At 67.3% G+C, this 22,406-nt stretch carries 24 protein-coding genes; 20 read left to right on the forward strand and 4 right to left on the reverse strand.

The features are described 5' to 3' along the window. Positions 1-7: 7 nt before the first annotated feature. Together ASG77_RS04750 and ASG77_RS22110 are read right to left on the reverse strand one after the other, a co-directional pair. On the reverse strand, positions 8-772 hold the full coding sequence (locus ASG77_RS04750) for a class F sortase (protein ID WP_235564326.1): 765 nt from the start codon (positions 770-772) through the stop codon (positions 8-10). A 133-nt stretch (positions 773-905) separates the two neighbouring features. After that, positions 906-1,544, reverse strand: coding sequence for an LPXTG cell wall anchor domain-containing protein (locus ASG77_RS22110; protein ID WP_162254917.1), 639 nt, complete (start codon positions 1,542-1,544; stop codon positions 906-908). 282 nt (positions 1,545-1,826) lie between these two features. Here ASG77_RS22110 and ASG77_RS04760 point away from each other — a divergent pair, with 282 nt between their 5' ends. The 3 genes from ASG77_RS04760 to ASG77_RS04770 all read left to right on the forward strand — a co-directional run bounded on the left by ASG77_RS04760 (position 1,827) and on the right by ASG77_RS04770 (position 3,570). Beyond that, the gene (locus ASG77_RS04760) at positions 1,827-2,027 is read left to right on the forward strand and encodes a hypothetical protein (RefSeq protein WP_056342139.1); all 201 of its coding nucleotides are present in this window, start codon (positions 1,827-1,829) and stop codon (positions 2,025-2,027) included. Positions 2,028-2,153: 126 nt separating this feature from the next. Further along, positions 2,154-3,290, forward strand: a complete 1,137-nt coding sequence (locus tag ASG77_RS04765) for a WD40/YVTN/BNR-like repeat-containing protein (protein ID WP_200950658.1) — start codon at positions 2,154-2,156, stop codon at positions 3,288-3,290. Further along, positions 3,283-3,570: a MoaD/ThiS family protein gene (locus ASG77_RS04770; protein WP_056341779.1), complete on the forward strand. Its 288-nt coding sequence runs from the start codon at positions 3,283-3,285 to the stop codon at positions 3,568-3,570. The genes ASG77_RS04765 and ASG77_RS04770 overlap by 8 nt, the downstream gene beginning before the upstream one ends. Before the next feature lie 137 nt (positions 3,571-3,707). Here the strand turns inward: ASG77_RS04770 and ASG77_RS04775 are convergent, their stop codons facing one another. Continuing rightward, positions 3,708-3,944: a hypothetical protein gene (locus ASG77_RS04775; RefSeq protein WP_056341782.1), complete on the reverse strand. Its 237-nt coding sequence runs from the start codon at positions 3,942-3,944 to the stop codon at positions 3,708-3,710. A gap of 239 nt (positions 3,945-4,183) precedes the next feature. Between ASG77_RS04775 and ASG77_RS04780 the strand changes: the two genes are divergently transcribed. Continuing rightward, positions 4,184-5,260 (forward strand): ATP-dependent DNA ligase, encoded by a 1,077-nt coding sequence (locus ASG77_RS04780; RefSeq protein ID WP_056341785.1) that lies wholly within the window; start codon positions 4,184-4,186, stop codon positions 5,258-5,260. Between the two features lie 115 nt (positions 5,261-5,375). On the opposite strand, the gene ASG77_RS04785 is transcribed toward ASG77_RS04780, so the two are convergent. Then, positions 5,376-6,695: an MFS transporter gene (locus ASG77_RS04785; protein WP_056341788.1), complete on the reverse strand. Its 1,320-nt coding sequence runs from the start codon at positions 6,693-6,695 to the stop codon at positions 5,376-5,378. Between the two features lie 233 nt (positions 6,696-6,928). Here ASG77_RS04785 and ASG77_RS04790 point away from each other — a divergent pair, with 233 nt between their 5' ends. The 16 genes from ASG77_RS04790 (at position 6,929) to ASG77_RS04865 (ending at position 22,395) form a co-directional block, all read left to right on the forward strand. Next, complete coding sequence (locus ASG77_RS04790; protein WP_056341790.1) at positions 6,929-7,744, forward strand: IclR family transcriptional regulator; 816 nt, start codon at positions 6,929-6,931, stop codon at positions 7,742-7,744. A 138-nt stretch (positions 7,745-7,882) separates the two neighbouring features. Beyond that, on the forward strand, positions 7,883-8,764 hold the full coding sequence (locus ASG77_RS04795; RefSeq protein WP_056341793.1) for a shikimate dehydrogenase: 882 nt from the start codon (positions 7,883-7,885) through the stop codon (positions 8,762-8,764). Continuing rightward, a complete protein-coding gene (locus ASG77_RS04800; protein ID WP_056341798.1) occupies positions 8,764-10,674 on the forward strand; it encodes a bifunctional sugar phosphate isomerase/epimerase/4-hydroxyphenylpyruvate dioxygenase family protein in 1,911 nt (636 codons plus the stop codon). The genes ASG77_RS04795 and ASG77_RS04800 overlap by 1 nt, the downstream gene beginning before the upstream one ends. Before the next feature lie 30 nt (positions 10,675-10,704). After that, positions 10,705-11,514, forward strand: coding sequence for a protocatechuate 3,4-dioxygenase subunit beta (gene pcaH / locus ASG77_RS04805; protein WP_082575847.1), 810 nt, complete (start codon positions 10,705-10,707; stop codon positions 11,512-11,514). A 1-nt stretch (position 11,515) separates the two neighbouring features. Next, complete coding sequence (gene pcaG, locus ASG77_RS04810) at positions 11,516-12,094, forward strand: protocatechuate 3,4-dioxygenase subunit alpha (RefSeq protein WP_056341805.1); 579 nt, start codon at positions 11,516-11,518, stop codon at positions 12,092-12,094. A gap of 14 nt (positions 12,095-12,108) precedes the next feature. Then, positions 12,109-13,569, forward strand: coding sequence for a lyase family protein (locus tag ASG77_RS04815; RefSeq protein ID WP_056342142.1), 1,461 nt, complete (start codon positions 12,109-12,111; stop codon positions 13,567-13,569). Beyond that, positions 13,562-14,380, forward strand: a complete 819-nt coding sequence (locus tag ASG77_RS04820) for an alpha/beta fold hydrolase (RefSeq protein ID WP_056341808.1) — start codon at positions 13,562-13,564, stop codon at positions 14,378-14,380. Before ASG77_RS04815 ends, ASG77_RS04820 begins: the two co-directional genes overlap by 8 nt. A gap of 11 nt (positions 14,381-14,391) precedes the next feature. Then, the gene (gene pcaC, locus ASG77_RS04825; protein ID WP_156380182.1) at positions 14,392-14,859 is read left to right on the forward strand and encodes a 4-carboxymuconolactone decarboxylase; all 468 of its coding nucleotides are present in this window, start codon (positions 14,392-14,394) and stop codon (positions 14,857-14,859) included. 103 nt (positions 14,860-14,962) lie between these two features. Further along, complete coding sequence (locus tag ASG77_RS04830) at positions 14,963-16,177, forward strand: thiolase family protein (RefSeq protein ID WP_056341812.1); 1,215 nt, start codon at positions 14,963-14,965, stop codon at positions 16,175-16,177. Between the two features lie 2 nt (positions 16,178-16,179). Further along, entirely contained in the window at positions 16,180-16,839 is a 660-nt protein-coding gene (locus ASG77_RS04835; protein ID WP_056341816.1) for a 3-oxoacid CoA-transferase subunit A, read from the forward strand. A 2-nt stretch (positions 16,840-16,841) separates the two neighbouring features. Beyond that, positions 16,842-17,534 (forward strand): 3-oxoacid CoA-transferase subunit B, encoded by a 693-nt coding sequence (locus ASG77_RS04840; protein ID WP_056341819.1) that lies wholly within the window; start codon positions 16,842-16,844, stop codon positions 17,532-17,534. A 36-nt stretch (positions 17,535-17,570) separates the two neighbouring features. After that, complete coding sequence (locus tag ASG77_RS04845) at positions 17,571-18,383, forward strand: IclR family transcriptional regulator domain-containing protein (protein ID WP_056341821.1); 813 nt, start codon at positions 17,571-17,573, stop codon at positions 18,381-18,383. 140 nt (positions 18,384-18,523) lie between these two features. Beyond that, the gene (locus ASG77_RS04850; RefSeq protein WP_056341824.1) at positions 18,524-19,723 is read left to right on the forward strand and encodes a Re/Si-specific NAD(P)(+) transhydrogenase subunit alpha; all 1,200 of its coding nucleotides are present in this window, start codon (positions 18,524-18,526) and stop codon (positions 19,721-19,723) included. Next, complete coding sequence (locus ASG77_RS04855) at positions 19,723-20,058, forward strand: NAD(P) transhydrogenase subunit alpha (protein WP_056341826.1); 336 nt, start codon at positions 19,723-19,725, stop codon at positions 20,056-20,058. The genes ASG77_RS04850 and ASG77_RS04855 overlap by 1 nt, the downstream gene beginning before the upstream one ends. Further along, positions 20,055-21,428, forward strand: coding sequence for an NAD(P)(+) transhydrogenase (Re/Si-specific) subunit beta (locus tag ASG77_RS04860; RefSeq protein ID WP_056341830.1), 1,374 nt, complete (start codon positions 20,055-20,057; stop codon positions 21,426-21,428). Before ASG77_RS04855 ends, ASG77_RS04860 begins: the two co-directional genes overlap by 4 nt. Positions 21,429-21,477: 49 nt before the next feature. Beyond that, positions 21,478-22,395 carry a diacylglycerol/lipid kinase family protein gene (locus ASG77_RS04865; RefSeq protein WP_056341834.1) on the forward strand — a complete coding sequence of 306 codons (918 nt, stop codon included), beginning with the start codon at positions 21,478-21,480 and terminating at the stop codon, positions 22,393-22,395. The last annotated feature ends 11 nt before the right edge of the window (positions 22,396-22,406 follow it).

The raw sequence follows: 22,406 nt of genomic DNA on the forward strand, positions 1-22,406 counted from the left end.
GGACGTGTCAGGCGGCAGCGGGCGACGCCGAGACAACCACGTTCTTGCCCCACGGGTCTTCCGTGTAGCAGCTGATCAGGACCACACGGCTGGGCACCATGTCCCAGATGGGGCTGTCCTTGAGGCTGTCCTTGAGGTACGTGGTGACGCTGTCCACGCGGTAAGGGATGGTGCCGGTCGCGGTGACGACGTCGAAGGTGTCGCCGACGACGGCAGCGGAGCTGAGGTGGTTGAACGGGGCGTCCCGGCCCTCCCAGCTGTGTCCGATGATGTACGTGGTGTTGCCCGACCCGTTGCCGGGAGTCCCGAACGGTGTCAGCCAATACCCGTCCATGGTGGTGGGCGGCTCCACAGTACGGGTGGCGACGGCCGAGGCGTCCGGTTCAAGGGGATGGACGGCCGTGTCGATTGCCGCAGCGGGATAGAGGATACGCAGGGGTGCAGAGGCTTCCGGCAAGGCCGGGCCGGGGGCGGTGGCGTCTGGGCCCGGGGCTGTTGCCGTCCTTGGAGCTGCCCCCGGAGCTTCGCCCGTGCCGGACAGCGGCCAAGGAGCGGACGACGGCGTGGCCCGGAACGGTGCCGACAGTTCCGCTGTGGGGACGGCGGCTTCCCCGTGCTTGAGCAGGGGTGCACCGAAGGTGAGGGACAGGAAACCCAGGACTCCGCACAGCAGGATCGCCAGATCTCCACGGTTCCATCCCCGGACGCGCAGTACTTCCAGGACACGCAGAACGCCACGGCGGACGACGCGGGTGCTGGAGTGCTTGGACATGATGTTCCTTTGCGTTCAGACGCCTTGCGTTCAGCAGGTGGAGGGTGCGCCCGCTTTGAAATTGCGCCGAGGGCGTCCCGCCGGGTTTTGGCGGGACGCCCTCGGTAACAGACCCCGGAGGCTCTGGCGGGCGTCAGCCCGCCGTCGGCGATTCCGTCCGGGACTTGCGGCGCACTGCGACCACAGCGCCCGCACCTAGCAGGACGCCCAGACCGGCCAGCCAGGTAGTACTTTCATCTGATCCGCCGATGGCGGTTTGCGCGTTGAAGCCCTCGTTGGTGCCCTGGCTGACAGCGGCTGCTGCTGCGGCGGGCGCCTTTGCGGCGGCTGCCTTCGGTGCGGGTGTCTGCGCAGCCGGTGTGACCGCGCCGGCGGTCCCAGCCACCACTGCCGGTGGGTCCACGACAACGGGCGGAACAACAACCGGCGGATCCACAACAACCGGTGGATCCACGACGACGGGCGGAACAACAACCGGTGGGACCACCACAACCGGCGGAACAACAACCGGCAGCGTCGCGGCCTCGCAGTCATTGTCAAAGTCCGCCATCCCTTGTTCGTCCCAGTTCAATCCGCCAGGCAGCAGCGGGTTGGGCGGGATGATGTCCCTTGAGTGACCGCTATGGGCACCCAGGCCGTTCACCCCGCTAAGGTCAATGCTGATGGTGTGGCCGTTGTGGCAGAGTTCGAAGTTGTCTGCCGCGCTGGCCGGGGCCGTGACGCTGAGCATTGCCAGCCCCACCACTCCCAAAGTTGCGAATGTTCGTTTCATGGTTTTTCGTCTCCCCAGGGTTTTCCGAAAGGACCATGGCGGCGGGGGAGAAGCGGCGGTTCTGAATGCCCCCAGCAGCATGATCAGTTTTGCTTGTGGCTTCAGGCTAGGGGCGCCGCCTGGGCGCCGTCGCCAGTAGCGGGTACTCGTCTTTTTCCGCCTTTGACCTGCGGAGTTACCTGCATGTACCCGGAAATGGGAGCCCGCTACTGGAGTTTTCCACCCTTGAACGTGGACAGGGCGGCGCCTAACGTTGGAGCATACGAAAGGTGCGTGACCGGCATGGAAATCTACATGTGGTGGCTGGATCTGGACCTGCAAACCAAGGAATGGCTGAGAGAAAACCTACGTGCGGCGGAACTGCCGCTGCCGGTGCTGCAGGGCATCGCCGAAGCCGGGGGGCCGCATCCGGATACCCCGGTGGCTGTCCTCACCGAAGCCGACTGGGATTTCATCGAGACCCAGTCCGAATTCGTCGACTGACCGGACGCCCCTGGCGCCGCCGGCACGGCCACGCCGGACCAGTACACCCGGAACAGTCCCCTCGGACCAGTCCACATAGCGAAGAAAAGCGTTGCAGCCCTCCGGCCGGGGTGGTTGCATGGGTGCATGGCAACCGCAGAGAACTTTGTCTTAGCGATCGGGACCAAAAAAGGCCTCTGGCTGGCCACCAGCCAGGACCGGAAGCAATGGTCCTTCTCCGGCCCGCATTTCCTGATGAGCGAAATCCCCAGCATCGGGATCGACACACGGGACGGCCGTACCCGGATCATGGTGGGCGTCAGGTCCGAGCACTGGGGCCCCACTGTGGCCCATTCCGATGACCTCGGCGCCACCTGGACCGAACCTGAACAGGGCGCCATCACGTTTCCGGAAGACACCGGCGCGGCCGTGGAGCGCATCTGGCAGATCTACCCGGACGCAGAGTCGCGGCCAGGGGTGGTATGGGCAGGTGCCGAACCGATTTCGGTCTGGAAATCCACCGATGGCGGCGAGCATTTCGAACTCAACCGCGGGCTCTGGGACCACCCTCACCGCAGCGACTGGGGTGCGGGCTACGGCGGCGCCGCCGCCCATTCCATCGTGGTGAATCCGGCCGGGGACAACGTCCACGTCGCCATGAGCACCGGCGGTGTGTACCGCTCGCTCGACGGCGGTGAGTCCTGGGAGCCCCGCAACAAGGGTATTTCGGCCTACTTCATGCCGGACCCCAATCCTGAGTTCGGCCAGTGCGTCCACAAGATCGCGTCGGATGCTTCGGTGGAAGGACGGCTTTACGCGCAGAACCATCATGGCGTCTACCGCACGGATGACAACGGCGAAAACTGGAACTCCATCGCAGAGGGCCTTCCTGCCGACTTTGGTTTTGTGATGCTGACTCACCCGCGGCGGGAAGGAACCGCCTGGGTTGTCCCGCTCAAGGCCGACGGCGAGCGGATCCCGCCGGACGGGAAGCTTGCGGTGCACCGAACGGACGATGCCGGGGCCACCTGGAAGCGCCTGGATACGGGCCTGCCCGAGCGCGAATACAACAGTGTGCTCCGTGACGCCGCGGGCGTGGATTCATCCGAGCCGGCCGGCGTCTACTTTGGAACCCGTGGCGGCACGGTCTACGCCAGCGCGGATGAAGGGGAGACGTTTGCTGAGGTTGTCAGCCATCTCCCCGACGTACTGTGTGTCCGCGCCGCCGTAGTCTCTACGGCTGGATTGCCGGTTCCGGAAACGGCAGCGGCCCGCGGTGCCTGACATCAGCGTGGTACTACCCAGCATTCTCCAGCCGCTGGCCGGCGGGCAGTCCATCCTGACTGCGCCCGCCGACGCGACGGTGACTGTGGGAAGCCTGCTGGATACGGTGACCGGGGGTTACCCGGTGCTGGCCAGGCGGCTGCGGGACGAAATCGGGGCGCTTCGCCGTTACGTGAATATTTACGTTGCCGGTGACGAGGTGCGCCGGCTCCAGGGCCTGGAAACCGAGGTGTCGCCCGGCCAGGAGGTACTGGTCATCCAGTCGGTGGCCGGAGGTTAGGGCCGAAGTATCTCTTGGGCGGTCCGGCGGGCAGTCCTGACTGACTGCGCCCGCCGTCGTCATGCAAGACTCCGGAGTACAAGATTCAAGGGTGCAAGATTCCGCAAGTGGTGCTGCGCCAGCGGCCCAAAACGCGGTCAGGCAATCCGCCAGACGCTGCATTCGTCCGTATTGATCGCTTTCCGCGAACCGGTGTGATGGTCCATGATCCAGACAACGCCGATTCCCGGTGCTGTCTCCTGGACACGGCCACGGCGGATGACCACGTCGTCGTAGCTGGGGCCTACGGAGAGGCGGGCCTCGATTTCATCGCCGCGGTGGAGCTGGTCCAGGGCGCGGACTCTTGTTACATGGGCTTTGGCTTCCTTCAACATGGGGGCCTCCTGGCTGGAGCTGGTGCCTGCGCTTGCCGGCACTTCCAGTGTGGCTGGGCAATGTTGCGCTCTGGTTTCCTCAACGTTAGGAGCCGGTTAGTTCTCCGCGATCGATTCGTTTCCGCCGGGACCACGGGCTGCGGTGAATGCCACGCGTCAAACCACTCACGGACCTTCAGTTGGGCATCGTGCCAGTTCAGGCCTATCGCCAGCGGGCCTCCCGGGCAAGAATGGGCACTATGCAACTGCCCGTGATGCCTCCCGTCCCACCCATGCTCGCCAAGGCCGTCAGCGGAATGCCCGACGGGGCCCTCAGCTATGAGCCCAAGTGGGACGGGTTCCGGTCCATCATTTTCCGCGACGGCGATGAGCTGGAGATTGGCAGCCGCAACGAAAAGCCCATGACCAGGTATTTTCCTGAGCTCGTGGAAGCCCTAAAGGAAAACCTGCCGCCCCGCTGTGTGTTGGACGGCGAGATTGTCCTGGTGGGGGCATCCGGTGACCGGCTGGATTTCGATGCCCTGCAGCAGCGCATCCATCCTGCCGCCAGCCGCGTCAAGCTCCTCGCCGAACAGACCCCCGCCAAGTTTGTGGCCTTTGACCTGCTGGCCCTGGGCGACGACGACTACACCGGCCGGCCCTTCGCCGAACGGCGGGCAGCGCTGGAAAAGGCGCTTGCGGGCAGCAAGGCTCCCGTCCACCTCACGGCGGCGACCCAGGACAAGGCCACCGCCGAGCAATGGTTCCAGCAGTTCGAAGGTGCAGGCCTGGACGGGATTGTGGCCAAGCCGCTGGACGGGAGCTACCAGCCGGACAAACGTGTGATGTTTAAGGTCAAGCACGAACGTACGGCCGATTGTGTGGTGGCCGGCTACCGCGTGCACAAGAGCGGACCGGACGCGATCGGCTCGTTGCTGCTGGGCCTGTACAAAGACGACGGCGGCCTGGCGAGCGTGGGCGTGATCGGCGCCTTTCCCATGAAGCGCCGGCAGGAGCTGTTCGAGGAACTCCAGACGCTGGTCACGGACTTCGACGGTCACCCCTGGGCCTGGGCTAAGCAGGCGGACGGCGACCGGACGCCGCGCAACGCGGAGGGCAGCCGGTGGAGCGCCGGCAAGGACCTGTCTTTTGTTCCGCTGAAGCCAGAGCTGGTGGTGGAGGTCAGGTACGACCACATGGAGGGCGACCGGTTCCGGCACACGGCCCAGTTCAACCGCTGGCGGCCGGACCGGGATCCCGAATCCTGCACTTACGCCCAGCTGGAGGAGCCGGTGAACTTCGACCTGGCGTCGGTGCTGGAAACCGGCCGGCCGTAGGCGCCCAGCCGTCCGCCGTCGTACTTTTGCTGCCGGAACAGCCCACTTTTCAACGGGGAAAGCCCGCCATTTGGTGCAATGGCGGGCTTTCCGGTCTCAAAACCGGGCTGGTGCGTTACTTCAGGCCGAGCTGCTTGGTGGGGACGTTGAAGGTCTCCTTGGCCGTCAGGGCGGAGATGGCCGAGATGCCGCAGATGATGGCGGTGAAGACGCTGATCTGGACCCAGCCGCCGGGCTTGATGCCGCCCATCGCCGCCACGATGGCCGGGGCGAAGCCTGCCATCAGGAAGCCCAGCTGGGTGCCGATCGCCAGGCCGGAGAAGCGGACCTTGGTGCTGAACATCTCGGCGTAGAAGGACGGCCAGACCGCGTTGGAGGCCGCGTAGCCGCAGGAGAAGAAGCCGATGGCCGCGAGGAACATCAGCGGGATGCTGCCGGATTCCAGGCTGAGCAGGAACGCCGGAGTCAGGATGGCGCTGGCCACGGCACCGTAGATGAAGACCGGCTTGCGGCCGATCTTGTCGGCGAGCTTGCCGAACAGCGGCTGGGTGCCCAGGGCGACCAGGTTGGCGCCGACCACCAGCCACAGCGTGGTGGTGCCGTCAACACCGGCGACGGTCTTGGCGTAGCTGATGGCGAGCGTGCCGAACACAGTGGAGACGGCGGCGATGAAGGCGCAGCAGACCACGCGCAGCACGTCGCGCCAGTGGTCCTTGAGGAGGTCGGCGACCGGCAGCTTGGAGATCTGGGCGGACTTCTGGGCTTCCTCGAAGGCCGGCGGTTCGTGCAGGGTGCGGCGGATGAAGAACGCAACAAGAACGACGACGGCGCTGAGCCAGAACGGGACGCGCCAGCCGATGCCGTACTTGATGTCGTCCGGAAGGGCGAGGACGGGGATGAAGACGAGGGCGGCGAGGATCTGGCCGCCCTGGGTGCCGGTGAGGGTCCAGGAGGTGAAGAAGGAGCGGCGGTTGTCCGGCGCGTGTTCCAGCGTCATGGATGATGCGCCGGCCTGCTCGCCCGCTGCGGAGAGGCCCTGGCAAAGCCGCGCCAGCACCAGCAGGGCCGGAGCCCACCAGCCCACGGTGTTGAAGTCGGGCAGGCAGCCGATCAGGAACGTTGAGGCACCCATCAGCAGCAGCGTGAACATCAGGACCTTTCGCCGGCCCACCCGGTCACCGAAGTGGCCCAGGATGACTGCGCCCACCGGCCGTGCCACGTAGGCGAAGCCGAAGGTGGCGAAGGACATCACGGCCGCGTTGGCCCCTGCGTCCGGGAAGAACACCGTGGGGAAGATCAGGGCGGCGGCGGAACCGAAGATGAAGAAGTCGTAGTATTCGACGGCGCTGCCCAGGAAGCTGGCGAGGGCTGCTTTCTTTGGCGTCCCGGCCGGGGCAACGGTGCCCGGCCCGGCGGACGGAAGTGTCTGGCTCATGGAGTTCCTTAGGTGTGACGACGTTGTCGCGGATGGATCTGGAGGGGCGCAGCCGCAGCTGCCTGTGTGGAGGCCTGGTGCGGTGCGGCTGGAGTCCGTTGAAAGACCCGGACTAGTAGCCACATGGTGGGAGCTACTTGTGCGATACAGCAATGATGGCTGTGAGCGCAGTCACTTGTCAAGAAAATAATCACCATCTAGAAATAGTTTCCACTATGTGGCAACATCGACGTATGAGTGTGAATCAAACCACAGTGCCCGACGACCTCGCCACTGAGCCCAAGACGCCCAAAGCTGACCGTACGGACATGGTGGGCAAGGCTCTGGGCCTGCTGGTCCTCCTGGGCGACGAGCCGCGCGGCGCCAGCGCCGCAGAGATCTCGCGGCGCGCCGACCTCCCCTTCAGCACCACCTACCGCCTGCTGGGATCCCTGACGCGGGACGGGTTTGTGGACTATGAGCCGGACGGCCGCCGCTACCACCTGGGCCTTCGAATCTTCCAGCTCGGCCAGCGCGTCTCCAACCATCACGGATTTGCCGGCACGGCACTGCCGGTCCTGCGCCGCGTGACCGAGCTGACGGGGGAGGCCACCATCCTCAGTGTCCGCGACGGCCACCACCACCTCACGGTCAATAAGGTGGACGGCCCGCAGACCTTCCGGGTCACCAGCGATCCCGGGCATCTGGGCGCCCTGCACGCGACAGCGGTGGGCAAGGCGCTGGTGGCTTTTGCTGAGGATTCGGAGCGTGCGGCGCTGCTTGAGGAGCTCGAGCTGGAACCCCTCACCGAACACACCATCACGGACCGTGCCGCGTTCCGGTCGGAGATCGAGAAGGTCCACCGGCAGGGATATGCCGTGATGGACGAGGAGAACGAGAACGGCATGCGCGCCGTGGCTGTGCCGCTGCTTAATTCACAGGGCCACGCGTTCGCCTCTCTGGCCACTGCCGTTCCCGTGTTCCGCCTCAGCATGGAAGCCCTGCTGGCCCATGTGCCCCTGCTGCAGGAAGCCGCGGCAGAGCTTGCTGCGCGCTTGCCGCAACGGTAAATAGCCCCAAAAATGTTCGTATGTAGAACATACGTGCGAGAAGTGAACAATTGTTGTACTGTAATCCCTATCGCCCGATCCGCCGCGGACGCCCCGAGCGCCGCCGCCCCCGGGTGTCGTATCAAAGGAGCTGCCCGGATGAGCAATCGAACTGAGTCCTACCTTGTGGGACTGGTCGGCGACGGCGTGATGCCGTCCCTCACTCCCCCCATGCACGAACGCGAAGGCGATGTGCAGGGCCTGCGCTACCTCTACCGCCCCATCGACCTGCTGGAGCTCGGACTCTCCGGCGACGCCGTGGGGGACCTGCTCAAGAGTGCCCGCAGCCTGGGCTTCAACGGCCTGAATATCACCCATCCGTGCAAGCAGCTTGTCCTGGCGCACCTGGACGAGGTCTCGCCGGATGCCCGCAGGCTCGGCGCCGTCAACACAGTGGTCATCGAGGACGGCCGGTTCATCGGCCACAACACCGACTTTTCGGGCTTCGCTGCCGCCCTCGCCTCCGGCCTCCCGGGCGCGCGGCTGGACCGCGTTGTCCAGCTTGGCGCAGGAGGTGCCGGTTCCGCCGTCGCCTATGCCCTGCTCACCGCCGGCGTGAAGGCGTTGGACCTGGTGGACGTGGACCCCGCCCGCTGCGCGGCACGCGCAGCAGAGCTGGCAGGCTTCTTCCCGGGCAGCACCGTCACAGCGCGGACGACGGCGGAGCTGACGCAGCTGATGCCCCTGGCCGACGGTCTGGTGCACTGCACCCCCGTCGGCATGGCCGCCCACCCGGGCGTCCCGCTGGACCTGGACCTGCTGGAATCCCGGCACTGGGTGGCGGACATCGTCTACCGCCCCATCGATACCGAACTCGTCCGCGGCGCCCGCGCCAAGGGCTGTGAGGTCCTGGACGGCGGCCGCATGGCCGTGGGCCAGGCCGCGGACTCGTTCCGGATTTTCACCGGGCTGGAAGCCAACGCGGACCGCATGCGCAGCCATTTCCTGGAGCTCGTGGCCAAGGAAGAGGTGGCTGCCTGATGCGCACCGGAATCGCCACGGTCTGCCTCTCCGGCACCCTGAAGGAAAAGATGCAGGCCTGCGCCATCGCGGGCTTTGACGGCATTGAAATCTTTGAACAGGACCTGGTCACATCGCCGCTGACGCCCGAGGACGTCCGCAAGATGGCGGCTGACCTTGGCCTTACCCTGGATCTCTACCAGCCGTTCCGCGACTTCGACAGCGTGTCCGGGGACCTCGTAGCCGCCAACCTCCGGCGCGCCGAAGCCAAATTCAAACTCATGGCGCGGCTGGGCATGGACACCATCCTGGTCTGCTCCAACGTGGCCACCGCCAGCATCGACAGCGACGACCTCCGGGTTGAACAGCTCGGCCAACTGGCTGCGCTGGCGGGGGACCACGGCGTCAAGGTTGCCTACGAGGCCCTGGCCTGGGGCAAGTACGTCAGCGACTACGAGCACGCCCACAAGCTGGTGGAAGCCGTGGACCACCCCAACCTGGGCACCTGCCTGGACTCCTTCCACATCCTGTCCCGCAACTGGGACACGGCCCCCATCGAGGCCTTCAACCCGGACAAGATCTTCTTCGTCCAGGTGGCGGACGCCCCCAAGCTCTCCATGGATGTCCTCTCCTGGAGCCGGCATTACCGTGTGTTCCCGGGCGAGGGCCAGTTCGAGCTTGCCAAGTTCATGGGACACGTGGTCCGGGCGGGGTACAGCGGCCCGGTGTCGCTGGAGATTTTCAACGACGTCTTCCGTCAGTCGGATGTGGAGCGCACCGCTGTCGACGCGATGCGCTCGCTCATCTGGCTGGAGGAACAGAGCGCCAAGTGGCTGGATGCTGCTTCCGACGGCGGGACCGGCGCCGGAATCAACGCCGGCGGTGGCACCCAAGCCGCGTCCCGCCGTCGTTATCCCATGGAACTGGCCACGCTCCCGCAGGTGGCCGAACCGGCGGGCTACAACTTCGCCGAAGTCAGGGCCGCGGACACCAAAGGACTGGAAACGGTGCTGGGCCAGCTGGGCTTCGAGTTCAACGGCCGGCACCGCACCAAGGACGTGCAGCTCTGGAGCCTGGGCCACGCCCGGATGATCATCAACGAGGCCGCACCAGCAGACGATTCAACAGCGGATGCAACGCACTCCACCGCTCCTGCCATTGCTGCCCTTGGCTTTGACGTCGCCTCCCCTGTGATTGCCGCCGCCCGCGCCCAGCAGCTGAAGGCCCCCGCGGTCCCGCGCAAGAGCCAGGCCAACGAGGAGGTCTTCCAGGGCTTCGCCGCCCCGGACTCCACCGAGATCTTCCTGTGCCAGGGCACCTCCGACGGCACCGCGGCCTGGACCAGTGAGTTCGGGGAGGGGCTGGAAAAGCCGGCCGCCGGCCCGACTGCCGTCATCGACCACGTCAACCTGGCCCAGCCGTGGCAGCATTTCGACGAGGCCGTCCTCTTCTACACGAGCGCCCTCGCGCTGGAGCCGCAGCCGTTCGCGGAAGTGCCCAGCCCCACCGGCCTGGTCCGCTCGCAGGTCATGGCCACCGGGGACCGCGCCGTGCGGCTGGTGCTGAACCTGGCGCCGCTGAACCAGCAGCGCAAGACGTACCAGGAACACATCGCCTTCGCCGTGGATGACCTGGTGGCCACCGCCAGGGACTGCAAGGCCCGCGGCCTGGAATTCCTGCAGATCCCGGCCAACTATTACGAGGACCTGGACGCACGCTTCGGGCTGGCGCCGGGCTTCCTGGCCACGCTGCAGGAACTGAACCTGCTGTACGACCGGGATGCGGACGGCGAATTCCTCCACTTCTACACAGCCACAGTGGGCAGTGTGTTCTTTGAAATGGTGGAACGCCGCGGCGCCTACGACGGCTACGGCGCCCCCAACGCCCCCGTGCGGCACGCAGTCCAGTACGACCACCTGCAGCACCGGTAAGACAACACCACTCAGTACCACCCATCCGCAATACCAACCAGAGAAAAGGAGGCCGCAGTGGAGACACAGCAGGATCTCAGTGCAGAGATCACCGCCATGGGCGACGCCTACGCGCGTGCGCTCAAGGACGGCGCCCCGGCGGAAACCCAGCCCCGGCTGGACTACGCGCCCTACCGCAGCAGCATCCTGCGGCACCCCACCAAAAGCCTGCACCACGCGGACCCGGAAACCATCGAGCTCTACTCGCCGGCGTTCGGCCACCAGGACGTGCACGCGCTGGAAGCGGACCTGACCATCCAGCACAACGGCGAACCCCAGAGCGAGCGGATCATCGTGGCCGGCAAGGTCCTGGACGGTGACGGCCGCCCCGTTGCCGGGCAGCTCGTGGAAATCTGGCAGGCCAATGCGTCCGGCCGCTACATCCACAAGCGTGACCAGCACCCGGCCCCGCTGGACCCCAACTTCACCGGAGTGGGCCGCTGCATCACCGGCCCGGACGGCTCGTACCGGTTCACCACCATCAAGCCCGGCGCCTACCCGTGGAAGAACCACGTCAACGCCTGGCGCCCGGCCCACATCCACTTCTCCATGTTCGGCACGGAGTTCACCCAGCGGATCGTCACCCAGATGTACTTCCCGGGCGATCAGCTGTTCCCGCTGGACCCCATCTACCAGTCCATCGTGGACCAGGACGCCCGCGACCGGCTCGTGGCCAGCTATGACCACAACCTGACCGAGCCCGAGTGGGCGCTGGGCTACAACTGGGACATCGTCCTGACCGGCTCCAAGCGGACCTGGACCGAAAACGAGGCGCTCGGCGCAGCAGGAGACGAGGAATAACGTGAGCACACCCACCAAGCTGGTTCCCACCCCCGGCCAGACCGTCGGCCCGTTCTACGGCTACGCCCTGCCGTTCGAGAAGGACAACGAACTCCTGGCACCCGGCTCGCCCGGCTCCCTCCGCCTCCAGGGCACCGTGTACGACGGCGCCGGGGAAACCATCCCGGACGCCATCCTGGAAATCTGGCAGCCCGACGCCGATGGCAAAATCGTGCAGCAGACCGGGTCCCTGGTCCGCGACGGCTACACCTTCACCGGCTGGGGCCGCGCTTCCGTGGGCCACTCCGGCGTGTACACCTTCACCACGGTTAACCCGGGCCCCACAGGGCAGGTCCCTGGAAAACCAGCGGCCGCGCCTTTTATTTCTGTGGCCGTGTTTGCCCGCGGCCTGATGAACCGCCTGTTCACCCGCGTGTACCTGCCCGAGAACAAGGAAGCCCTCGCCACGGACCCGCTGCTCAGCTCCCTGGACCCTGAGCGCCGCAAGACGCTTATTGCCCGCCGCGATCCCGACGGCGGACTCACGTGGGACGTCCGCCTGCAGGGCGAGGGCGAAACAGTCTTCCTGGACTTCCAGTGACGGACGCCGCCGGCATGGGAGGTACCGTCCACTTCGGAACCGCCGCGGACGGCGACGTCGGCCTGCTCAGTCCTGTCTCGGCGTCGCCCCTGGTGACGGCGCTGACCGGCGACCGCGCCGTGCTGGCGGCGATCCTCGCCGTCGAGTCCGGCTGGGCCGCAGTGCTGGAGAAGGCAGGCCTGGCGCCTGCCGGTTCCGGCGCCGTCGTGGCCTCCGCCGCCGAGGCGGGACGCTACGACGCAGCAGACATCGCGTTCCGGGCCCAGGGCGGCGGCAACCCCGTCATCCCGCTGCTGGCAGACCTGCGTAAGCACGTCACGGCGCTGGACACCGCCGGGATCGGCGCAGGAAAAGCCGTCCACACCTCGCTGACCAGCCAGGACGTGCTGGATACGGCCCTGATGCTGCTCGCCCGCAACACCGTCGAGGCGTTGCTGGCAGACCTGAAATGCACGACGGCGGCGCTCGCCTCCTTGGCGGAGCAGAATGCGGACACGCTGGGCGTGGGCAGAAGCCTGACCCAGCACTCGCTTCCGTTCACTTTTGGGCTGCGGGCGGCGCAGTGGTTCCACGGACTCGCCGCCGCAGGCGGGCAGCTGGGCAGCGTGCAGTTCCCGGTGCAGTTCGGCGGGGCGGCGGGAACCTTGGCCGCAGGAACCGTGCTGACCGCAGGCTCGGCCACCAACCCCTTTGACCTGGCCGATTCCCTGGCAGCACAGCTGGGCCTGGCTTCAGCCCCGGCGCCCTGGCACACCAACCGGTTGGCCGTCACCGCGCTCGGCAATTCGCTGGCCTCGGTGCTGGACGCCGCCGGCAAGATCGCCACGGACGTCCTGTTCCTGAGCCGGCCCGAGGTGGCCGAACTCGCCGAACCGCGCGCCGCCGGACGCGGCGTCTCCTCGGCCATGCCCCAGAAGCAGAATCCGGTGTTGTCGGTCCTCATCCGCAGCGCTGCACTCCAGGCGCCGCAGCTGGTGGCCCAGCTGCATCTGGCCGCCGCGAACTTCAACGACGAACGCCCCGACGCCGCCTGGCACACGGAATGGCCGGCCCTGCGCCAGCTTCTCCGCCTGGCACTCGGCGCGGCCGGGCATCTCCGGGAGCTCGCCGAAGGCCTGCAGGTTTACCCCGACGCCATGCGCCGCAACCTCGAGCTCGCCGGCCCGTTGCTGCTGGCCGAAGGCGTGGGCGCCGCAGTTGCCCCGCTGCTGGCCGAACAGGAAGGCCGCAGCGGGAAGGAGCGGCTGCAGGCCGTGGTGGACCGGGCGCTCCAGGCGCCCGCCGCCGAGCAGGGCGCCACCTACCGCCGGCTGCTCCGCGAGGCTATCCCGGCGGGCGTGCTCACCGATCTGCGGCTCGACGAACTCCTGGATCCCGCCAGCTACCTGGGCCAGGCAGCCGAAATCTCGCGCCGGATCCTGGCCGCGTACCCCGACTTTGCAACACCTACCCAGAACGGAGCCAACCGTGGCTAAACCGACCCTGAAGGCAGTTCTGCTTTCGCCCCAACGGGCCCTCGGCGAACGTCCCCTGCTGGTGGTTGGGCCCTCCCTGGGCACGTCCTCCATCCTGTGGAGCGGGACGGCCGCCCTGCTGGCCAACGACTACGATGTGGTGGCCTGGGACCTGCCCGGCCACGGCGTCTCGCCGGCCGCCACCGAGACGTTCGACGTCGCGGGCCTGGCGGATTCGGTGGTGGACCTTGTGGACTCGATCGCCCCGGGCGAAGCCTTCCACTACGCCGGGGTTTCGCTGGGCGGCGCCACCGGCCTGCAGCTGGGCATCAAGCACGGCGAACGCCTCAAGAGCCTGTCCGTCCAGTGCTCCGGTGCCAAGATCGGCACGCCCGAAGGGTGGCTGGACCGCGCTGAACTGGTGCGCACCCAGGGCACTCCCGTGATGATCCAGGGTTCCGCGGAGCGCTGGTTCGCGCCGGGCTTTATGGACCGCGAGCCGGAGCTGGGCAGCCGGCTGCTGCACTCCCTCCGCGATGCCGACCGCTTCAGCTACGCGTTCTGCTGCGAGGCGCTGGCCGGCTACGACGTCCGCGCCGAACTCGGCAGCATCACCGTCCCCACCCAGGCAGTGGCCGGTGCGGAGGATACTGTTGTGCCGCCGTCGTTCGCGGAAGAAGTCGTTGCCGGCATCACCGCCGGGGGCGGCACCGCGAACGCCGTGACGCTCGGGGGAGTGGCCCACCTGGCTCCGGCCGAGGCGCCCGCCCACGTTGCTGACCTGCTGCGGAGCCTCATCACCTGGAGCGAATCGCGCAGGGCAGCCAAGTGAGCGCGCCGGATATCAGCGGTGCTGAACGGAACGGCGTCGTCCAGCCGGGTGCCACCAGCAAGGAGATTTACGACGGCGGCATGGTGGTCCGCCGCGAGGTGCTGGGCGCCGCGCATGTGGACCGGGCCAACGCCAACAAGGACGCGTTCACCGAGGATTTCCAGGACATGATCACGCGGATCGCGTGGGGTGGCATCTGGACCCGGCCTGGCATCTCGCGGCAGATGCGCTCGGCCGTGACCATCACCGCGATGGTGGCGCACGGGCACTGGGAAGAGCTGGCCATGCATATCCGCGCGGCCATCACCAACGGCCTGAGCAGGGACGAAATCAAGGAAATCCTGCTTCAGACCGCCATTTACTGCGGCGTTCCGTCCGCCAACACGGCCTTCAAGACCGCCCAGCAGGTCTTCCGCGATATGGACGCCGCAGCCATGGACGCACCCACCCCGGACGACGCCCCCGCCCCACCCAACTAGCCCAATCACCCAACTAGGTAGCACTAACTGTCGTTATGAGCCCTCAAAACGACACTTACTGCTACCTAGTTGGAACCCCACGCACAGAATTTAGAGGAGCATTATGAACCAGGCATTTGTGTACGACGCCGTGCGCACCCCGTTCGGCAAGTTCGGCTCCGGCCTTGCCGCCGTCCGCCCGGATGACCTGGCCGCCCATGTGATCAAGGAATCCATGAAGCGGGCCCCCGGGCTGGACCCTGAGCGGATTGATGAAGTGGTGTTCGGCAACGCCAACGGCGCCGGCGAGGAGAACCGCAACATCGCCCGGATGGGCACCCTGCTCGCGGGCCTGCCGGTTTCCATTCCCGGCACCACGGTGAATCGCCTCTGCGGCTCCTCGCTGGACGCGGCGATCATCGCCTCGCGCCAGATCAACGCCGGGGACGCCGAGCTGATGCTGGTGGGCGGCGCCGAGTCGATGTCCCGGGCCCCCTGGGTCCTGCCCAAGACGGACAAGCCCTACCCGGCCGGGGACATGACCCTCGCATCCACCACGCTGGGCTGGCGACTGGTGAACAAGGCCATGCCGACGGAGTGGACCATCTCCCTGGGGGAGGCCACCGAGCGGCTGCGCGAGAAGTACGGCGTGACCCGCAAGGCCCAGGACGAGTTCGCCGCGAACTCGCACAACCTCTCCGCCGCGGCCTGGGACGAGGGCTTCTACGACAACCTGGTCACCCCGGTCCCGGGCACCGACCTCGTCCGGGATGAGGGGATCCGCGCCGGGTCCTCGGCGGAGAAGCTCGCGGGGCTCAAGACCGTGTTCCGGACCGAGAACGGCACCGTGACCGCCGGAAACGCGTCCCCGCTGTCCGACGGCGCCTCCGCGGCCTGGATCGGCTCCGAGGCCGCCGCCGGGCTGCTCGGGCTGGAACCGCTGGCCCGCATCGCCGGCCGCGGCGCGCACGGCAACGATCCGCAGTTCTTCGGCTACGCCCCGGTGGAGGCGGCGAACAAGGCCCTCGCGAAGGCGGGCATCGGCTGGGACCAGGTGGGCGCCGTCGAGCTTAACGAAGCGTTCGCCGCGCAGTCCCTGGCCTGCATCAACGCCTGGGGCATCGACCCGGGAATCGTGAACCGCCACGGCGGCGCGCTCGCGATGGGCCACCCACTGGGCGCGTCCGGCACCCGGATCCTTGGCACCCTCGCCCGGTCCCTGCAGGCCTCCGGTGAACGGTGGGGTGTCGCGGCTATCTGCATCGGCGTCGGGCAGGGCCTCGCCGTCGTCCTCGAAAACGTTACGGCCGGTGCCGGCACCAGCACAGGAAAGGCATAACCATGCTGACATTTGTTGACTCCGTGAACGAGGCCGTCTCCGGCATCAAGGACGGCTCCACCGTGATGATCGGCGGGTTCGGCAACGCCGGCCAGCCGTTCGAACTGATCGACGCGCTGATGGCCTGCGGCGCCAAGGACCTGACCGTGGTGAACAACAATGCCGGACAGGGTGACCAGGGCCTGGCGCTGCTGATCAAGGAGGGCCGGGTGAAGAAGATGATCTGCTCCTTCCCGCGGCAGTCCGATTCGTGGCACTTCGACGCCAAGTTCCACGCCGGCGAGATCGAGCTGGAGCTGGTCCCGCAGGGCAACCTGGCCGAGCGGATCCGCGCCGCCGGTGCCGGGATCGGCGGGTTTTTCACGCCCACCGGCTATGGCACCATGCTGGCCGAGGGCAAGGAAACCCGCATCATCGACGGCCGTGGCCAGGTGTTCGAGATGCCCATCCACGCCGACGTGGCGCTGATCAAGGCGCTGAAGGCCGACGGCGTGGGGAACCTTGTGTACCGCAAGACCGCGCGGAACTTCGGCCCCATTATGGCCGCCGCCGCGAAGCATACGGTGGTCCAGGTGTCCGAGATCGTCCCCACCGGCGGGCTCGACCCCGAAAACATCGTGACCCCCGGAATCTACGTCAACAGCATCGTGAAGGTGGCCTGACCATGAGCGCACAGACCAACAGCCAGGCCAGCATCCAGACGTCCGACAAGCCCCTGGGCCGCGAGCAGCTCGCCGAACTCGTGGCCCGCGACATCGCGCCTGGCTCATTCGTGAACCTCGGCATCGGCCAGCCCACCCTCGTTTCCAACTACCTCAAGCCGGAGCAGAACATCACGCTCCACACGGAGAACGGCATGCTGGGCATGGGCCCGGAAGCCGAGGGCGACGACATCGACGGCGACCTGATCAACGCCGGCAAGATCCCGGTCACCGAGCTGCCCGGGGCCTCCTACTTCCACCACGCGGACTCGTTCGCGATCATGCGCGGCGGCCATCTGGACATCTGCGTGCTCGGCGCGTTCCAGGTCTCGGCCACCGGCGACCTCGCCAACTGGCACACCGGCGCCCCTGACGCCATCCCCGCAGTGGGCGGTGCGATGGACCTGGCTACCGGCGCCAAGGACGTGTTTGTGATGATGACGCTCCTGACCCGCGACGGCGCCTCGAAGATCGTGGAAGCGTGCACCTACCCGCTCACCGGAGTTGGCTGCGTGACCCGCGTGTACACGGACAAGGCCGTCTTCCTGACCGGACCCGACGGCGTCACTGTCCGTGAGACGTTCGGCTGCACCTTCGAGGAGCTCCAGGAACTGGTGCCCGTCCCGCTCAAGGCAGCCGCCGCCGTCGTTGGTTGAGCCTGCCGAACCCACCGCCGAATAGGATTGGTAACCATGACCAACGCGCCAGCAGACTCACGGACCGCCCCGCAGGCGAGCGACCAGTACGTGCAGTCGCTGGCGCGCGGGCTGGCCGTGATCCGCGCCTTTGATACCGACCACCCGGTCATGACCCTCACCGAGGTGGCGGCCCGGACCGACCTGACCAGAGCCACGGCCCGGCGTTTCCTCCACACCCTCGTTGAGCTGGACTACGTACGGACCGACGGCAAGACGTTTGCGCTCACGGCCAAGGTCCTGCAGCTCGGCTACGCCTACCTCAGCGGGCTGTCCCTGCCGCAGCTGGCCCAGCCACATCTGGAGGAACTGTCCCTCAAGCTGGGCGAATCCACGTCCGCGGCGGTGCTGGACGGCACGGACATCGCCTACATCGCCCGGGTGACCACCCGCCGCATCATGAACGTGGGAATCACCGTGGGCACGCGCTTCCCGGCCTACGCCACGTCCATGGGCAGGGTGCTGCTCGCGGCCCTGCCGCCCGCCGAACTTAAGGAATACCTGGCGGCGGCGGACATCAAACCCCTGACGCCGCGCGCGTTGGGCACTGTCCCCGAGCTGCTGGCGGTGTTGGACACCGTCCGCGCCCAGGGCTGGTGCCTGCTGGACCAGGAGCTTGAGATCGGGCTGATGTCCGTTGCCGCTCCCGTGTACGACGGGCCGACCAAGGTGGTGGCCGCGGTGAACGTGTCACTTCAGGCACAGTCGGTGGCGGCCCAGCCGGACCCGGATGCGTACCTCGCCGCCGTGGCCCGCGAAATCGTGGCTACCGCGAAGCTTGTCTCGGCGGACCTGACCGCGCGGCGCTGACCGCGCAGACTGACCGCCCGGCAGTGACGCCGCGCACGGGCAGCAAATGCCCCCAAAACGCGAATCTGGGGGAATTAGCTGCCAGTTCGCGCAAGGAGCCATAGACTCGAGCCAACTACGTCCGTAAGGGAGTTGGCGGTTTGAAACTGGGCATACCGCGGGAACGTCATGAGGGTGAGCGGCGCGTGGCTGCCACGCCGGAAACGGTCAAGCAGCTGGCGGGGCTTGGCCTGGACGTCCTGATCGAAGCAGGAGCAGGGGCCGCCGCCGGCCACTCAGACCACGATTACGCCGACGCCGGCGCCCGCGTCGTCCAGGACCTGGATCCCGGCGAGCTGAACGTCCTGGTCCACGTCCGCCCGCTGGAACCCCCGACGGCGGCAGCCCTGAAGAGGGGCACGGTCACCGTTGGCCTTGCCTCGCCGTCGTCCGAGCTCGCCACCGTGCAGGCGCTCGTGGAGGCCGGCGTCACCGCCTTCGCCCTGGAACTGGTGCCCCGGATCTCGCGTGCCCAGTCCATGGACGCGCTCAGCTCCCAGGCCCTGGTGGCCGGCTACCGCTGCGTGCTCGAAGCCGCAATCCGGCTCCCGCGCTTTTTCCCGCTGTACATGACCGCCGCCGGCACCGTCCCGCCGGCCCGCGTGCTGGTGCTCGGCGCCGGGGTTGCGGGGCTGCAGGCCATTGGCACAGCTAAGCGGCTGGGGGCCCGGGTCTCCGCCAACGACATCCGGCCCGCCTCCGCTGATGAGGTCGCGTCGATGGGCGGCACGTTCATCAAGCTGGATCTGGAAACGGCGGAGGCATCGGGTGGCTACGCCCGCGAACTCAGCGCCGACCGCGGCGCCCTGCAGCGTGAACTTCTCGCCCCGCACGTCGCTGTGGCGGATGTCCTGATTACGACGGCGGCCGTCCCGGGCAGGCGCGCACCGCTCCTCGTGAGCCGCCAAATGGTGCAGGGCATGCGCCCCGGTTCCGTCGTCGTCGACCTCGCTGCGGAATCCGGCGGCAACGTGGAGGGCGCCGTTCCCGGCGAGGACATCCTGGTGCCCACCGCGGACGGACAGGGCTATGTCACCTTGGTAGGGCTGAAGGACGCGCCGTCCGCGATGGCGCAGGACGCGTCCCGCCTGTATGCCAAGAACGTGGCCAACCTGCTCGCCCTGATGGTCCGGGACGGTGTTGTTGCCCCCGATTTCGACGACGACGTGATCGCGGGTGCCTGCCTCACGCACGACGGCGCGGTGCGGCACCTGCCCACGGCCGAGGCCCTAGCGGCACTTGTGCCCGCGCTGCCCGACCACGCGCCCCGGGTCCCCATCCAGAACGAGGGGGGAATCTGATGGACGGCATGAGTCTGCTGACGGTCACCGTGCTGGCGGTGTTTGTGGGCTTCGAGGTGGTTTCCAAGGTCTCCAGTACGCTGCACACTCCGCTGATGTCCGGCGCCAACGCCATCCACGGCATCATCCTGGTAGGCGCCATCATCGTGGCCGGCCAGGCCGCGGACCCGGGGATCCTGGCCGTGGCGCTGCTGGCCGTGGTGCTGGCCACCGCCAACCTGGTGGGCGGCTTTGTGGTGACGGACCGGATGCTGCACATGTTCCGTGCCCGCAAGGACGTCGCCCGCCAGGAAGCCCCGGCTAAGGAAGCCACCGGCAGGGGGGACGCAAAGTGATCCTCCTCGATCCTGTCTGGACCTCCCTCCTTTACCTCGCTGCGGCGGTGTTCTTCATTCTGGCGCTCCGCGGCCTCAGCTCGCCCCGGACGGCCCGGCGCGGCAACCTGATCGGTGCCTTCGGTGCGCTGCTCGCCGTCGTCACGGTCTTCCTTTCCGCCCGGCTGGACAACATCCCCTGGATAATCGGTGCCATCGCAGTGGGGTCCGCCGTGGCCGCGCCGGTGGCCCGGCGGGTGCAGATGACCCAGATGCCGCAGCTCGTGGCCCTGTTCAACGGCGTGGGCGGCGGCGCCGCAGCCCTGGTGGCGCTGCTGGAACTCAGCCACACGGCCGACCCCTGGGTCCGCGTCGCCATCGTGTTCACCCTGCTGGTGGGGGCCGTGTCCTTCGCGGGCTCCGGGGTCACCTTCGCCAAACTCCAGGAGCTCATGACCACCCGGCCCATCGTTTTTCCGGGCCTTCCCGTGGTGATGGCAGCGGTGCTGCTCGCCGCGGTGGGCACCGCCGTCGCCGTCGTCCTGACAGGTTCCCTGGCGTTCGCCGTCCTGCTGATGGTGCTGGGCCTGGCAGCCGGTGCATTGCTGGTGCTGCCGGTGGGCGGCGCGGACGTGCCCATCGTCATCTCGCTCCTGAACGCGTTCACCGGACTGGCCGTCGCCGCGTCCGGCGTGGTGTTGGGCAACGTGCTGCTGGTGGTGGCCGGCACGCTGGTGGGCGCCTCCGGTACCATCCTCACCCGGGCCATGGCCGCCGCGATGGGCCGCAGCGTGGCCGGCATCCTGTTCGGCGCCTTCAAGGGAGGTTCGACGGCGGGATCCACCGCCGTGAGCGAACGTCCCGTCAGGTCCTCCAGCGCGGAGGACGTCGCCGTGCTCCTGGGCTACGCGCAGCGGGTGATCATTGTCCCCGGCTACGGCCTGGCGGTGGCGCAGGGCCAGCACACCGCGGCCGAGCTGGCCCTGGCCCTCGAAGCCCGCGGCATCGAGGTGGACTTCGCCATCCATCCCGTGGCTGGCCGCATGCCCGGGCACATGAACGTGCTCCTGGCTGAGGCGAACGTGCCGTACGAATCGCTCAAGGAGATGGGCGAAATCAACTCCGAGTTCCGCATGGCCGACGTCGCTTTGGTGGTGGGCGCCAACGACGTCGTGAACCCCGCGGCGAAGACGTCCTCCGGTTCGCCGATTTACGGCATGCCCATCCTGGAGGTATCCGACGCCCGGCAGGTGATCTTCCTGAAGCGCTCCATGCGGCCAGGATTCGCGGGCATCGAGAACGAGCTCCTGTACGAGCCGCAGACCTCCCTGCTCTTTGGCGACGCCAAGGATTCCCTGGCCAAGGTGCTCGGCGCGGTGAAGGCGCTGTAGCGAAGTACGCTGTCCCCAAGGCCCAATTCCCATGTCAGCGAAGGAAACCATGACAGCCAACAGCCGCACTTCCCTCAAGCGTCCGGCCATCATCATCAATCCAGCCAAGCCGGTGGACATCGATGTGCGGGCCCTGGCGGCCAAGCATTGCTCGGAGAACGGCTGGGGAGATCCCATCTGGCTGGAGACCACCAAGGAGGACCCCGGCGTCGGCCAGGCGAGGGAGGCACTCAAGCAAGGGGCCGACGTCGTTATTGCCGCCGGCGGAGACGGCACCGTGCGGTGTGTGGCCGAGGTCCTTTCCGGCGGGGACGTGCCCATGGGGTTGCTTCCGTTCGGCACGGGAAACCTCCTGGCCCGGAATCTGGGCATGGACGTCACGGATTTTGATGGCGCCATGGCCGGGGCCCTGGCGGGCACGGAGCGGAAGATCGACGTGGTCCGGGCCGCCCGCAATGATCCGGACAAGGAGCAGGTCTTCCTGGTCATGGCCGGAGTGGGCTACGACGCCACCATCATGGCCGACACCAATGAGGACCTCAAGGACAAGGTGGGCTGGCTGGCCTACGTGGACGCCGGGATCCGGAACCTGCCGGGCAAGCCGGTGAAGGCCACCATCGTCCTCGACGGCAAAACGGTAGTGCACCGCGGGGTCCGCAGCGTGATGGTGGGGAACTGCGGCAAGGTCCAGGGCGGGCTGGAGATCTTCCCGGACGGCAAGATGGACGACGGCCTGCTGGACGTGGCCGTGCTGGCCCCGAGGGGGAAATTCGGGTGGTTCTCCGTGGTGGCCGGCATGATCGGCAAGGGGAAAGGCAAGGACACGTCCGTGGAGTACTACCAGGGCAAATCCGTGGAGGTCACCCTCGAGCACAACGATGACTACCAGCTCGACGGCGACCACGAAGGCGACGGCAAGCACGTCCTGATGACCATTGAGCCCGGCGCGCTGACCATCCGAATGTAGCCCAACTGGTA

The sequence above is a fragment of the Arthrobacter sp. Soil762 genome, assembly GCF_001428335.1.
Taxonomy (GTDB): domain Bacteria; phylum Actinomycetota; class Actinomycetes; order Actinomycetales; family Micrococcaceae; genus Arthrobacter.

Bases quoted from the DNA above. Each gene is read 5' to 3' on its own strand.
- ASG77_RS04750 (WP_235564326.1), bottom strand. From the start codon at position 772: ATGTCCAAGCACTCCAGCACCCGCGTCGTCCGCCGTGGCGTTCTGCGT.
- ASG77_RS22110 (WP_162254917.1), bottom strand. From the start codon at position 1,544: ATGAAACGAACATTCGCAACTTTGGGAGTGGTGGGGCTGGCAATGCTC.
- ASG77_RS04760 (WP_056342139.1), top strand. From the start codon at position 1,827: ATGGAAATCTACATGTGGTGGCTGGATCTGGACCTGCAAACCAAGGAA.
- ASG77_RS04765 (WP_200950658.1), top strand. From the start codon at position 2,154: ATGGCAACCGCAGAGAACTTTGTCTTAGCGATCGGGACCAAAAAAGGC.
- ASG77_RS04775 (WP_056341782.1), bottom strand. From the start codon at position 3,944: ATGTTGAAGGAAGCCAAAGCCCATGTAACAAGAGTCCGCGCCCTGGAC.
- ASG77_RS04780 (WP_056341785.1), top strand. From the start codon at position 4,184: ATGCAACTGCCCGTGATGCCTCCCGTCCCACCCATGCTCGCCAAGGCC.
- ASG77_RS04785 (WP_056341788.1), bottom strand. From the start codon at position 6,695: ATGAGCCAGACACTTCCGTCCGCCGGGCCGGGCACCGTTGCCCCGGCC.
- ASG77_RS04790 (WP_056341790.1), top strand. From the start codon at position 6,929: ATGAGTGTGAATCAAACCACAGTGCCCGACGACCTCGCCACTGAGCCC.
- ASG77_RS04795 (WP_056341793.1), top strand. From the start codon at position 7,883: ATGAGCAATCGAACTGAGTCCTACCTTGTGGGACTGGTCGGCGACGGC.
- ASG77_RS04800 (WP_056341798.1), top strand. From the start codon at position 8,764: ATGCGCACCGGAATCGCCACGGTCTGCCTCTCCGGCACCCTGAAGGAA.
- ASG77_RS04815 (WP_056342142.1), top strand. From the start codon at position 12,109: ATGGGAGGTACCGTCCACTTCGGAACCGCCGCGGACGGCGACGTCGGC.
- ASG77_RS04830 (WP_056341812.1), top strand. From the start codon at position 14,963: ATGAACCAGGCATTTGTGTACGACGCCGTGCGCACCCCGTTCGGCAAG.
- ASG77_RS04835 (WP_056341816.1), top strand. From the start codon at position 16,180: ATGCTGACATTTGTTGACTCCGTGAACGAGGCCGTCTCCGGCATCAAG.
- ASG77_RS04840 (WP_056341819.1), top strand. From the start codon at position 16,842: ATGAGCGCACAGACCAACAGCCAGGCCAGCATCCAGACGTCCGACAAG.
- ASG77_RS04845 (WP_056341821.1), top strand. From the start codon at position 17,571: ATGACCAACGCGCCAGCAGACTCACGGACCGCCCCGCAGGCGAGCGAC.
- ASG77_RS04855 (WP_056341826.1), top strand. From the start codon at position 19,723: ATGGACGGCATGAGTCTGCTGACGGTCACCGTGCTGGCGGTGTTTGTG.
- ASG77_RS04865 (WP_056341834.1), top strand. From the start codon at position 21,478: ATGACAGCCAACAGCCGCACTTCCCTCAAGCGTCCGGCCATCATCATC.